Below are 12532 nucleotides of genomic sequence, written 5' to 3'. Positions count from 1 at the left end.
GCGCAATTATCAGATTCGATACTAAAGACCAGTTCATACGCAGCAATCAGCGCAGATACAAATCTGTTGGGGTATCCCGTCGGGCGAACAGCCGCAGCTATTATAGAAACTCCGTCACTTGACGCTGTACACGGACGGGAGACGAGCGACGACGACTCGGTCCGGCGAATCGAACTGACATTCCCTTCCCGGAGGGTCAGGCAGTATCTCCGACTCTCGGTGACTGCCCGGGTCTATGCTATTTGAGGGTCACAGTGGTAGACCGCTGCATGCCTTCAGATGGGTCCGCTTCCAGCGGAAGTTCTCATCCCTCTACGGCTGTAAAGGCGGGCGTACGATACTGGGGTCCAGCGATCGCCGTCAGTCTGACGACGTTCATTATCGTCATCAACGCGTCCCTGATGAACGTGGCGATTCCCACGATGGTGGACGAGTTCGATACCACGGTCACCGCGATTCAAGGGGCGGTCGCACTCTACTCGCTGGTGATCGCTGCGCTGATTCTCCCGGCCGGTACCCTGCCGTCTCGGCATAGCAGTCGGCACGTAATGGCAGTCGCACTGATAGTCTACGCCGGCGGAACGCTGGTGGCGGCGATCAGCTGGAACACGACGATCCTCTATCTCGGTTGGTCGCTCATCGAGGGTTCCGCGGCCGCCGTGTTATTCCCCCTGACGTTCACTGTCTTGACGGTCAGTTACGAAGACGATGACCGGGCGAAGGCGTTCGGACTGTTGGCCGGCGTGAGCGGGGCTGGATCGACTCTCGGACCGATTATCGGCGGCGCACTGACCACGTACGCGAGTTGGCGGTGGGGATTCACGCTCCAACTCGTCGGCGTGGGGATCGTTCTCTTCTTCGTTCGGTACGTGACTCCGAACCCGCTGTCGGAAATCCGCGGTTCGCTGGACAAGGGTGGGACGGCGCTGTCCATCGTCGGTGCGACGACGCTCGTCACCGGATTCCTTCTCAGCGGGAAGTACGGATGGCTCCTCGCGAGGCGACCGTTTTTCGTCGGCGACGTGCAGTTCAACCCGTTCGGCACGTCCCCGGCGATCTGGTTCCTCGGGGTCGGACTGCTCGCCTTCGCCGCGTTCGTTCGGTACGAACGCCGAATGGAACGCGCCGGGAAATCGCCGCTCGTTCCGCTGACCGTGCTGACGAACCGCTCTTTTTTATCCGGTGTCATCACGTACAACGTTCGGTCAGTAATCTCGGCTGGCTTCATGTTCATCTTCCCGGTCTATCTCCAAGCAGTACTCGGATACACCGCCTTTGAAACGGGAGTCGCGTTGCTACCGTATTCCCTCGCGTCGGTCCTGTTCGCGACATTTACGCCAAGTTGGCGTCGGTTCATCTCGCCGAAGACGCTCATCCAGGTCGGCATCGTGTCTATGGGCTTCGGACTGGTGTTGTTGTACGAGCAGACGGGACCCGATCAGACGATCGGCAGGATGGTTATCCCGGTGGCGCTGTACGGGGCCGGTGTCGGACTCATACTGGCACAGATAACCAACATGACGATGTCGGCCGTCCCCACCGCGGACTCCGCCGAGGCGTCCGGAGTCCTGAACGTGAGCAGTTCGATCGGATTTTCGCTGGGGACGGCGGTCGTCGGTTCGTTTTTTCTCGGACGGTTCTACGGCAGCGTCGTCGACGGCATCCTGCGAGCGCGCGGCGTGTCGGTCCCGATGAAACAACGGTACGAGTTGGTGATCGCGCTCGAAGACGCAGCGGAGACGGCGACCGAAGCCACGCAGCGACACTTCCTGAACCAACTCGCTCCTCCGCAACGACGATTGCTCAAAAGTATTTTTAAGGCCGCGATGTTCGACGCGCAACGGGCGGCACTGCTCCTCTTGGTACTGTTCGTGTTGCTCCTACTCATCGCATCGACGTTCTTGCCCCGGCGAATACCGGACGCCGACGAATGAGCCGACCATCCCGAATTACCCCGGAATTCGACACGTGAGAGAGCTAAAACGCTATGGAATCGAGTGTATCGGCACGGCGTCTGTATCGACGGTAGAGTCTCTCGGCCCATGCACGGGCATCGTGGTTATCTGTGACAGCGACGGCAGCCAGCGTCCCGCGGTCCTCGTCGAAACCTGTGAGAACGAGTGTGTCGTCGTAGAGCGAGAAGTCGACCACCGGGTCCTCAACGACGTGCACAGTGGTATTCTGGTGGGTTCGAATCCGTGTGTGCAAGTCGCCGTGCTGGTTTTCGAGGCGTTCGAGTACCGCTCGTGGAAGGCCCCATTCGAAGTCGACCCCGGACTCAACACGGTCGACGGTTCGAGTGAGGGTTATCGGCGAGCCGAAACTCGTCGAAACGCCGTAGATGCGCTCGCTGGCGTTGGCGATGATCGACTCCAACCGTTGTTCGATGGCGTAGGGGGCCTCGGAGTCGGCCTCCATGACCACCGCGTCCGTGAACAGATGGGTGTTCGAGCGCAATACCGGAGCATCGATACAGTCCAATACCGGCCGGAGCCGTCTGGCTCCGTCGAGCGCTGCCCGAAACCGCTCGATACGATCGAGCGCCGTCGTCCCGAATCCGGTGAGGAGATAGCCGCCGTCGGCTTGTTCGAGCAGACCGTGTTCGACGAGTTCGGTCGTCGCTCGGTACGCCGTCGTCCGCGAGCAGTCCGCACGCTCCGCGATGGTCGAGCGACTCACGGGTCCGTCACGACAGGCGGCCAGCATCGGGGCCCGTCGTAGCAACTGGGTGTCCCCGTCGAGCGCCGATTGGTTCATACGCATACGTTTGTGTTGTCCGACATAACGTTTCAGGAATTGTCCATCGTTTCAACCGTGAAACACTGTCCTGTCGGTGGCTATAACTGCGAACATCAACCACCTCATGTCATGAATGATATGATACTGAACTGTAACACGTCCATTTGCATCGTAGCGACGAGAACGACGGACGGAGGAGAACGATGACCACCGACTACGACGTCATCGTGGGCGGTTCCGGTATCGCCGGATCGACGACGGCAACGATCCTCACCGACGCCGGGTTGGACGTGCTGTTGGTCGAGGCGAGTGCACATCCACGCTTCGCCATCGGAGAAGGGCTGTTGCCACAGAGTTCGATGTGGATGTGGATCGTCGGCGAATACTTCGACATTCCGGAGATCCGATATCTGAGTGACGCAGACGAAGTGGTGAACAACATTACATCATCGTGCGGAATCAAACACTCGATCGCGTTCAGCTACCATCGAGAGGACGAGTCGTTCGACGGCGACGACGCCCACCAACTCATCCCGCCGCGGTTGCCGCTCTACAACGAGAGCCACTTCCTGCGCGCCGATATCGACCACTACCTCGTCGAGACTGCCGAGGCTTACGGCGTCGATTACGTCGACGAGACGCCCATCGTCGATGTCGATATCGGTACCGATGATGTCACCGTCACCACTGACGACGGGGAGACGACGGCCGCGTTCTATATCGACGCAACCGGTGGGAACTCGGTGCTCGCCGAGAAGCGCGGCTACCACGAGGAGGCGTCGGCGCTCACCACCGACTCTCGGGCCATCTTCGCACACGTCGAGGGACTGGAGCCGTTCGACGACGTTATCGCCGAAGCGGACCGCCCCGGACAGTCGAACCGTCTCCACGACGGCACACTCCACCACGTCTTCGACGGCGGCTGGATGTGGATCATTCCGTTCGACAACTTCGAGCGCTCGGACGCGACGACGGCGAGCGTCGGGTTGGTGCTCGACCGCGACGCCTACCCGGCCGACGAGTCCGTGACTCCCGAAGAGGAGTTCTTCAGCATCGTCGAGCGGTTCCCCGGTATCGCGCATCACCTCGGTGGTGTCGAGCCGACAACGCCGTGGGTTCGGACGGGACGCCTGCAACGCACGGCCAGTCGCTCGTCCGGTCATCGCCACTTCCTGACGAGCAGTACGTACGGCTTCGTTGACCCACTGTACTCCCTCGGTCTGGTGAACACATTCGAGTCGGTGTTCGTCTCGACGAATCTCCTGTTGGACGCGTTCGAGGCCAACGACTTCTCGGCCGAGCGCTTCGAGCGGCTCGATGACCTCCACCGCGAGCAAATCGAGACGGTCGACGCCACTGTCAGCAACGCGTACAAGGCGCTCGGTGACTTCGCCGTCTGGAACGCGTGGGCACAGTTCGAACTCGCACAGATGCTGTTCGAGGACCTCTACATTCAGCGCCACTGTTTCGACTATCTCGAATCAGGCGAGCGCACGGTGTTCGACAGCTTGCTCACCGAACGCAGGCCGGGCGTTGAAGCGCCGTTCGCCCCTGACGCGAGTGCGATGTTCGAGACCACGTCGGACGCACTCGACGGCTACGCCGCCGGAGAAGTGTCGGCCGAGGCGGCTGCCGAGGTCATCCTCGGCGAACTGCGCGACGCCGAGTGGCTGCCGAAGCACGTCTACGACTGGGGGAGCGAGGATGCCCGTCACGTCGATTTCAGCGACCCGGAACTCGTCGACGCGTTCATCACGTGGGGGAAAACCGAATCGCCGAATCATCTCCGCGAGCAGCTCTTCGACTTCCAGCTTCCCAAGATGGGGTAAGCCGCGTTCTCTCGTATTAGTAAAAAACGGATGTCGGTTCGGTTGCCGTTCGTTCGAGTTCCGTTTCTAGAGCGATCGGATTTCTGTCTCGATATCGGCCGGAACGTCGATGGGATTCACGTCGCCCGGGTCGCCGTCGAAGAGAATTCGGTCCTGACCGCTACCGACGTATCCGTGGGCAATCGCAGTACCGTGACTTGTCACTTCGAGATGGTCTCGATCGAGTAGCTCTTTGTCCTTGTATACCGCACCCGAATCCGGAACTTCGATATCGAATTGTCCGCTACCGTTGCCCGGTGCCGTCACGATGAGTTCGTTTTCCTTTGCGGCAGCGGCCGTTCCGGTCGCCGCTATACCACCGACGACCAACGACGCGGCGGCCTTTTTCACAAACGATCTTCTGCCTCCTGTATTTTCACCTGACATGCATTAGATAAACTATATTATATGAATATAAATCTTTTCTAGATTAAATTATAAAATAACATGTTCGCGGAATTGATTCCTTCATTGTGCTATCCGTGTCGGTAACGACCCAATCGTCGACACGAGTAAATGCGGTGGCCTCGGCACTCATAGGGTTCGTCATAACCGGCCGCCACGCCGGTTCGGAACGCCGTTCTCGTCATCGGCCGTTCGACCCTACTCCGCTCCGGCACAAAAATCCATCACACCGCATTCCACAACACACATTTCCCGCCCCGTCGTCGTTCAACTATGGCAGACGTTCTTCCCGACGAAGCCGAAATTCTCCTCGCCGAGGAGTCGGTGATGGCGCACCTCGCGACCTGCTCCGACGGACGACCACACGTCGCGCCGGTGTGGTACCACTACGCCGACGGGACGGTGTCGATTCTCACGGGCGGGAGAAAACTGGAGAACCTCCGCGAGAACCCGCGAGTCGGGGTTTCCATCCAGAAGGACATCGCCGGAAAGGCGGAGTGGAAGGTCACGATGCTGGGGACGGCCCGGGTGATAGAGGACAAAGAGGAGGCGCTGAAGGCCGCCGAACGGATCAACCCGCGCTACGGTGCGGACGTGGACGCCTATCCGGAGAACACGCTGGTCAGAATCGACGTGGGGTCGGGGACGTTCATGCGGTACTGATTAACGCGGTACTGATCTTTCGACTACTCGATTCGCTCCCGCGCGGCGGCGACGACCAGCGGGAGCGTAATCGTCGCGTCGGCGTAAACGGAGACGTTTCGCGCGGCCTTTTCGAGTTTGCCCCACGAACGCGCTTCGTCCAGTGTCGCACCGGAGAGGCCGCCGGTCTGGGGCGGGTCCATCGTCAACTGGACGGCGTACTCGTAGGCCTTCGGCGAGACGAGCATCGTCTGGAGGACGTAGTTCTTCGGGACGCCGCCGCCGACGACCATCGCACCTGCGCTGTCGGCCTCGAACGCGAGGTCCGTGAGGTGGGTCATGTCCGTCAGCGCGTCCAACTGGAAGTCGGAGGTCTGGGAGTACATCCACGCCTGCAATCCGAGGACGGAGTCCTGTACGGCGGGGCAGTAGACAGGAACGTCGTTCTCGTAGGCCGCCGCCGCGATTCCGGCGTCCTCCTCGACGCCCTCGCGTTCGTTCACCTCGCCGTTCGCGCGGCCGAGTTCCTCCGTCAGGCGCTGGATGGTGACGGTCTCCTCGATGTTCGGAAACACCTCGGAGCGGAGGTGGGATTCGAACAGTGCGAAGTGTTCCTGCGGGAGATAGACGTTGTAGATTCGGTCCACCTCCTCGTCGCGCAGTTGTTCGTCGTGTTCGCGCATGGATTTACCACCCTGTTCATCGCGGCCATGTTCACGCGATTTTTGCGAGTGTGAGCAGGAAGGGTACGCCCTTCCGTGATGGTGCTTGCCGCCGATGCCCTCGATGGCGTCGTGGGTGAGGTTCGCGCCCGTCGTCACCAGCGCGTCGATGTGTCCGTCGCGGATGAGGTCGGCGACGATTTTTCGCATTCCGGTCGGGACCATCGCGCCCGCGAGTCCGAAGAAGGTGGTCACGTCGTCGGAAAGCATCTCGGCGTAGATGTCCACGGCTTTATGGATGTTCGCTGCACCGACTCCCGCGTTCCCGTATTCGTCGGCCAGTTCGCCGACGGTCATCCCGGCACGCACTTCGGCGTGGGCGATGGGGTCGTGGCGGAACTCCTCGCGGTGAACGCGGTGCTCGTGTCCCGCGTGTTTTCCGTGGTCGTCGTGATTGGCCTCATCGTGGCCGCCGCGCTCATCGTGGTCGGTCATACGCCACAGTGTCGGCTACAGGTGATTCAATGCCTCGGTTAGAAACTGTGTTGCCGACTGCCACGAGGGCGCGCGTGACGCGAGGTCAAGGGCCAGAGACGCTTCGATTAGCCGTAACCGAAGTTCGGCTATCGGGGCCGGTCGGCGGCGGCCCGTGTCCGGCGAGACCGGAACGTGACCTCGATGGTTCCGGCGGTCCTCTCGGGCCGTTGATACCCGCAGGACACGTCCGTTTCCTCGTCGCCTCCCCTTTTAATACCTCCTGTTTCGACGAAATCGTATGACGAATCGCGAAAATTCAGCGTATCGACGTGAGTAGTTACAGACCGGTTGGCGCGTCGATGAAGGTTGTCACCATTCCCCACTCTTGACTCAGGGATTCGAGCGACTGCACCCCGAACGTCTCCGTCGCGTAGTGGCCCCCGAGGACGACGTTCAATTCGGCTTCTCGCGCTTCGTGGTAGACCTTTCCCTTCCCTTCGCCGGTAATCAGCACATCCGCGCCGACTTCGACGGCCTCGTCCAACCAGTCCGCACCGCTGCCCGTGACGATGGCGACGTGTTCGACCGTCTCGGGGCCGAAGTCGAACTCCCGGACCCCCTGCCCGCCGGTGTCGAGTTCGCTCGCCAACAGGTCGCTCAGTTCGTCCATGCCGAGTTCGCCGTGTCCCTGCTGGCCGATGTGTTCCGGTCCCATCCGACCGAACGGTTCCCGCGATTCGAGACCGAGGAGGTCGGCGATGCCCGCCGCGTTGCCGAGTTCTGGGTGGGAGTCGAGCGGGAGATGCGAGACGTACAGCGCCACGTCGTTCTTGATGAGCGGGGCGAGTCGTCGGTAGTCGCGGCCCGTCACGCGTTCGATGCCGCCCCACGAGAGTCCGTGGTGGACGACCAACGCGTCCGCACCCCATTCGACGGCCTCCTCGATGGTCCGTTCGGCGGCGTCCACGGCGAACGCGACGCGTTCGATGGCGACGGATTCCGGGTCGTCCGGGCCGACTTGCAGTCCGTTTGCGCTGGCGTCGATGTCGGCGAAATCGTCGGTTCGAAGTCGGTCGTCGTATCGCTGGACGAGTTCGGCGAGTTTCATACCCGTCATTCGTGGTTCCGGCGGCTTGTAAGCCCCGGCTTTCGGACCGTCTGCCACCACGGTTAAGACGGAGTGCGAACGATATTTACACCCCCATTCCGGGGAAAAGCGACAACAGAGGTGTTCAACCATGAGTAAGTTCCGTAAGGCCATGTCTACGTGGCGACGTCTTCCACGACGGTTCAGGCGACGTATCATGCGCAAAGTACGGCGCGCGCTCTAACAGCGCCTCTTCCGCTTTTCAGGGTGACACCATCGACGGAGAGAGGAATCCCTGCGATCAGAACTCGTTCACCGTTCTTCGAAAAACCGGCGTTTGTGGTCGTTTCGAATCCGATTCTCAGGCCGTCTTTCCGGCGTGTGAGAACACGAACTCGCGCAACAGCTTTCCGCCGAGGGAGGCCGCTTGGCCGTCGTCGCGGTCGTTCACCTCGACGACGTCGAAACCGACGATGTCCGCCGCTTCGGTCACGTCGTGCACCACATCGCGCATCTCCCGCGAGGTGAGGCCGAACGGTTCCATCGTGCCGGTCCCGGGAGCGAACGCGGGGTCGGCGCCGTCGATATCCACGCTGAGATACGCGCTCCCGTCGAACTCGGGTGTCCAGTCGGCCACGTCTTCGGGTGGCACGACGGTTACGTCCGATTTCGCGGCGCGCTCCCACTCCTCCTCACTGCCGGTTCGAGCGCCGAGAATCACGGCTTCGTCGGCGACATCGAGGACGTGTCGGGTAACGGTCGCGTGGCTCAACGGGTTGCCGTCGTACTCCTCTCGCAGGTCGAGGTGAGCGTCGAGGCAGACGAACACGTCGGGGTTTGTCGCGCGAACGGCGGCCCCCGTAACGGTGTGTTCTCCGCCGAGGAGTAGGGGAACGGCGTCGTCCCAAACCACGTCGGTGACGACGCCTTCGAGGTACTCCAGATACTCTTCGGCGTCGTCCCACGCGTGCACGTCGCCGTGGTCGTGGACTGAACAGTCGGAAAAATACTGCCCGGTTCGGCGGTCGTAGTCGTCGAAGGTCCGTGCGAATTTACGGATTTCGTCGGGACCGAACCGTGTGCCGGGCTGAAACGTGGTGGATACGTCGAGCGGCGCACCCACCACCACGAAGTCCGCTTGTCCGCGGTCAGTAGACGCGCCGGGAAACATTTAGCGTACGATCTTGCGCTGCTCTTCCATCTCGAGGTACTCGATGGTGTCGTCGGGCGAGATGTCCATTCCCTCGGGCGTCTTGATGGTGATGGTTTCGTAAGTGTCGAGGTCCATGACCTGCGCGACGGTTTCGCTCTCGACGCTGACGATCTGTCCCTGTTTGCGGTTGATGATCGGGACCCAGATCTTCGCGTCGACCGGCTGGCTCAGGCTTCGCTTCTTGTCGTCGAAAACGCCTTTGCCCTCGATTCGCGCCTTCGCGCTGCCGTGTTTGCCGGGTTTTGCCGTGCTGTAGGATTTGATGACACACGCGGCGTCGTCCATCATCAGGTAGTTGCCTTCTTTAAGATCGCGGACTTCCTTTTGCTCTTTCGCCATATCGCGGAATTGCCCTCCCGGCGGTATAAACCGTTTGGAAACGCGTCGCGTCCGCTCGTGGATTGTGGGAACGAAGAACGCACAGGAACCGCGAATAGAACCCGGATGGGAAACGTTTTCCACGACGCCTACGACCGTGGCTGGCTTCCACCAGTTTCGCGAACGCCGTTTTCACGCCGTCCGTTACTTGGTCTTCACGATCGTCTTTGCGGACGATTACTGCGCCGCTTCGGTTTTCCGTCGGAGCGTTGACCTCGTTGCCGTTTGACCGACGACTTGGTGTTTGCCCCGCGTTTCCGTCTAATCGACGGAAGCCATCCGGTTTGTTCTCGTGGTTCCTACGACATCCATATCTTGGTCATCGATAATGATAAACGTTTTTCAGGAGTTCTGCCATGTTCCACGTGAACAAATAACATGGAAGGGCTTTTATCCCGCGGCGCGAATCGCCATACATGCCGGAACACCCGCTGAAACAGCGGTTCGTCCTCGATACGTCCGTCTTCCTCTCCGAGGAGATTCGATCCGAAGGGGAGGAGTTGGAGGACGCGATCGAGCGCCTTCTCGACTCCATCGCCACCGCGAAACTCGCGCTCAACATCTCCTGTTACATTCCCCCGTCCGTTCACGACGAACTCACGGCCATCCTCGAAGACCGCGGTGTCTCCGACAGCGTCCTCTCGAAACTCGAAACGTGGATCATCAAGAAGAATCCCGCCCGCTTCGAGGTGATGATTCCCGCCGAACTGGTCTATCGGTTCATCGACGAGATGAGCGGGCGCGTGGACAAGGGTCTCCGCGTGTCGGAAGACGCCGTCCGGGAGGCCTCGCAGGGCGGCCACGCCGACGTGGGCGCGCTCATCTCCGACTTGCGAAGCCAGTACCGTTCGACCCTCCGCCGCGGCGTCTTGGACTCCCGCGAGGACTTCGACCTGCTCATCCTCGCCCGCGAACTGGACGCCGGCGTCGTCACCGAAGATACCGGCATCATCAACTGGGCCGAGGATTTCGGCCTGCGCTACCTCCGCGGTCGCGATTTCCCGCCGCTCCTCGATTCGTATCTCGAAGCCAGCGAAGAGATGTAACCCCGACGATAGCGTCCTCGAACTTCCCTGCCGTAATATGCTGAATGCAGGCGCGAGGTGGCCGTTCTGCTGTGCGTTACTTTGACGATAGTGTTAAGACAGCCTACAGGAATTGTTTTCCTATGTTCTCGCTCCGAAATCTCGTCACCGACGGGACCAGCGAGCAGTTTCGTCTCGCGGTCCTCCTCGGCCTCGCGTCGATTCCCGCGACGGTGTGGCTGAACTGGATACTCACACCGAACACGCTCCCCCGCGGTAGTGAGGTATCCGCGCTACTGATTGCGTCCGTGATTGCGGGATACGCCTATTGTCCACGGCCAGCGACGAGTTCCCGTGCGGGGACGATAACTGGATTCGTCGGGGGATTGCCGGTGGTGTTCTGGCAAAGTGCGATCGGATTCAGCGACGCATGGAACTCCCCACTCGTAATCGATGCGGTCGGAGAATCAGCGTCGAGGTTCGTGGTTGCGGGCGGGTTCGCACTCGTCTCCGTCACCATCCTCCTCGTCATCGTCTCGCTGGTCGGCAGGGTGGGTGGCAGTATCGGTGGATGGCTCAACGAGCGCCTCCACTCGTCACGATTGTTCGGTTCGACCGGCTAACCGAAACCCTGCTCCGACGGAGTCACGTGAACGGACGGGACACCACCGAAACGAACCGGACACTACTGAAACGCGTCCGTCACTACGCGTGACCGTCGAGGAACGACTCGACGCGCCCCAATCCGTCCTCCAACTCCTCGGCGGGGAGTCCGAACCCGATGCGGAAGTACCGGTCGAAGCCGAACAGGTTCCCCGGTGCGAGAACGACGCTCTCTTCCTCGACCACGCCGCGACAGAATTCCTCGCCGTCCTCGAAGCCGTCCGAAATCCGAACGAAACCGTTGACGCCTACAGGGTCGTACCACTCCAACCCGTATTCGTCCACGAACTCGCGGACTCGGTCGCGGTTGCTCGCCGCCAACTCGCGGTTCTCCGCGAGGATGTCGTCCTCGTGTTCGCCGAGCGCCTGCCGGGCGACGTGCTGGTCGATGATGCCCGGCGAGATGGTGGTGTAGTCCTTCCACTCCCACGCGCCGTTCACGACCTCCTCCGCCCCGACGAGCCATCCGAATCTGAGTCCGGCGAGTCCGTAGGCCTTCGTGAGACTCGTCGTGCTGATGCCGTACTCGCCCATGCTGGCGACGGGGTCCACCGGGTCGGGCGAGAGCAGTCGGTACACCTCGTCACAGAGCAGGTACGCCCCGGCGTCCTCCGCGAGGTCGTAGAGGGCTTCGACTTTCTCCTGCGGATGGTACCGCCCAGTCGGGTTGTTCGGGTTGTTGAGGACGATGACGTCCGTCTCGTCCCGAATCGCGTCGGCGACGGCGTCCACGTCGAGTTCCCACTCCGGCGGTTCGAGCGACACCCTGTTCACCTCTCCCATCGATTCGGGGACCGCGTGGAGCGCTTGGTAGGTCGGGGTTACGACTACGGCGTGCGCACTTTGCGCACGGGACGAGGAGGCGGCGTCGCCGCCGACCGCACGTCCGTCGTCGTCCAACAGGCTCAAGAACGCTAGAAAGTTCGCTTCCTGCGTCCCGCAGGTGAACAACACTTCGTCTTCGCTCCGGCCGTAGCGCTCGCCGACCTCAGCCCGAAATTCGGGGTTCCCGTTCGTCGGGATGACGTAGCCCAGTTCGCCGGGGTCCAAATCGAAGCGGTCGACGTCCAGACTTCGAATGCCGCTCTCGGCCAGCATGATGTCGGCCTCGTGTTCGTATTCGGCGAACCAGCGTTCCAAGCCGAAGGGTTCGATGTTCATACTCTGAGTTGGAAGCGGTCGGTCGAAAAGCTACGGAATGTGGCAGGGAGGGAATTGAGAGAACAATCGCGGTGACGGGACGGATTTCTCTGGACGGGTCGTACTGTCTGTCGTGACCGATGGTCGAACCGGTGGGGAAACGGGCGCCGACGATGAAGCGCGAATCGGTCGGAGAAAGAACGCTTGCTTCGGCGAGGATGGCGCTCCAATCG

At 61.1% G+C, this 12532-nt stretch carries 12 protein-coding genes; 5 read left to right on the top strand and 7 right to left on the bottom strand.

Annotated features, from left to right (window positions below; all coding sequences use genetic code 11):
• Nucleotides 1-269 precede the first annotated feature (269 nt).
• On the top strand, nt 270-1934 hold the full coding sequence (locus LJF34_RS11465) for an MFS transporter (protein ID WP_231185149.1): 1665 nt from the start codon (nt 270-272) through the stop codon (nt 1932-1934).
• A 43-nt stretch (nt 1935-1977) separates the two neighbouring features.
• On the opposite strand, the gene LJF34_RS11460 is transcribed toward LJF34_RS11465, so the two are convergent.
• Complete coding sequence (locus tag LJF34_RS11460) at nt 1978-2757, bottom strand: helix-turn-helix domain-containing protein (RefSeq protein ID WP_231185148.1); 780 nt, start codon at nt 2755-2757, stop codon at nt 1978-1980.
• 185 nt (nt 2758-2942) lie between these two features.
• On the opposite strand from LJF34_RS11460, the gene LJF34_RS11455 reads away from it, so the two are divergent.
• On the top strand, nt 2943-4568 hold the full coding sequence (locus tag LJF34_RS11455; protein WP_231185147.1) for a tryptophan 7-halogenase: 1626 nt from the start codon (nt 2943-2945) through the stop codon (nt 4566-4568).
• A gap of 66 nt (nt 4569-4634) precedes the next feature.
• On the opposite strand, the gene LJF34_RS11450 is transcribed toward LJF34_RS11455, so the two are convergent.
• Complete coding sequence (locus tag LJF34_RS11450; protein WP_231185146.1) at nt 4635-4994, bottom strand: hypothetical protein; 360 nt, start codon at nt 4992-4994, stop codon at nt 4635-4637.
• 291 nt (nt 4995-5285) lie between these two features.
• On the opposite strand from LJF34_RS11450, the gene LJF34_RS11445 reads away from it, so the two are divergent.
• Nucleotides 5286-5675 (top strand): pyridoxamine 5'-phosphate oxidase family protein, encoded by a 390-nt coding sequence (locus LJF34_RS11445; RefSeq protein ID WP_231185145.1) that lies wholly within the window; start codon nt 5286-5288, stop codon nt 5673-5675.
• A gap of 23 nt (nt 5676-5698) precedes the next feature.
• Here LJF34_RS11445 and LJF34_RS11440 read toward each other — a convergent pair whose 3' ends face one another.
• The 4 genes from LJF34_RS11440 to LJF34_RS11425 all read right to left on the bottom strand — a co-directional run bounded on the left by LJF34_RS11440 (nt 5699) and on the right by LJF34_RS11425 (nt 9432).
• The gene (locus LJF34_RS11440; protein ID WP_231185144.1) at nt 5699-6811 is read right to left on the bottom strand and encodes a deoxyhypusine synthase; all 1113 of its coding nucleotides are present in this window, start codon (nt 6809-6811) and stop codon (nt 5699-5701) included.
• Nucleotides 6812-7130: 319 nt separating this feature from the next.
• On the bottom strand, nt 7131-7901 hold the full coding sequence (locus LJF34_RS11435) for a Nif3-like dinuclear metal center hexameric protein (RefSeq protein WP_231185143.1): 771 nt from the start codon (nt 7899-7901) through the stop codon (nt 7131-7133).
• Nucleotides 7902-8241: 340 nt separating this feature from the next.
• Nucleotides 8242-9051, bottom strand: coding sequence for an agmatinase (gene speB, locus LJF34_RS11430; protein ID WP_231185142.1), 810 nt, complete (start codon nt 9049-9051; stop codon nt 8242-8244).
• Nucleotides 9052-9432: a translation initiation factor IF-5A gene (locus LJF34_RS11425; protein ID WP_231185141.1), complete on the bottom strand. Its 381-nt coding sequence runs from the start codon at nt 9430-9432 to the stop codon at nt 9052-9054. It abuts the gene before it with no gap.
• A gap of 455 nt (nt 9433-9887) precedes the next feature.
• Here LJF34_RS11425 and LJF34_RS11420 point away from each other — a divergent pair, with 455 nt between their 5' ends.
• Both LJF34_RS11420 and LJF34_RS11415 read left to right on the top strand, forming a co-directional pair.
• Nucleotides 9888-10517 carry an RNA ligase partner protein gene (locus LJF34_RS11420; RefSeq protein WP_231185140.1) on the top strand — a complete coding sequence of 210 codons (630 nt, stop codon included), beginning with the start codon at nt 9888-9890 and terminating at the stop codon, nt 10515-10517.
• 122 nt (nt 10518-10639) lie between these two features.
• Nucleotides 10640-11119: a DUF5518 domain-containing protein gene (locus LJF34_RS11415; RefSeq protein ID WP_231185139.1), complete on the top strand. Its 480-nt coding sequence runs from the start codon at nt 10640-10642 to the stop codon at nt 11117-11119.
• Nucleotides 11120-11201: 82 nt separating this feature from the next.
• Here the strand turns inward: LJF34_RS11415 and LJF34_RS11410 are convergent, their stop codons facing one another.
• Nucleotides 11202-12320, bottom strand: coding sequence for an aminotransferase class I/II-fold pyridoxal phosphate-dependent enzyme (locus tag LJF34_RS11410; RefSeq protein ID WP_231185138.1), 1119 nt, complete (start codon nt 12318-12320; stop codon nt 11202-11204).
• Between the last annotated feature and the right edge of the window lie 212 nt (nt 12321-12532).

The sequence above is a fragment of the Haladaptatus sp. DYF46 genome (assembly GCF_021083305.1).
Classification (GTDB): Archaea; Halobacteriota; Halobacteria; order Halobacteriales; family Haladaptataceae; genus Haladaptatus.
This window is presented reverse-complemented; position numbering and strand designations above follow the sequence as displayed.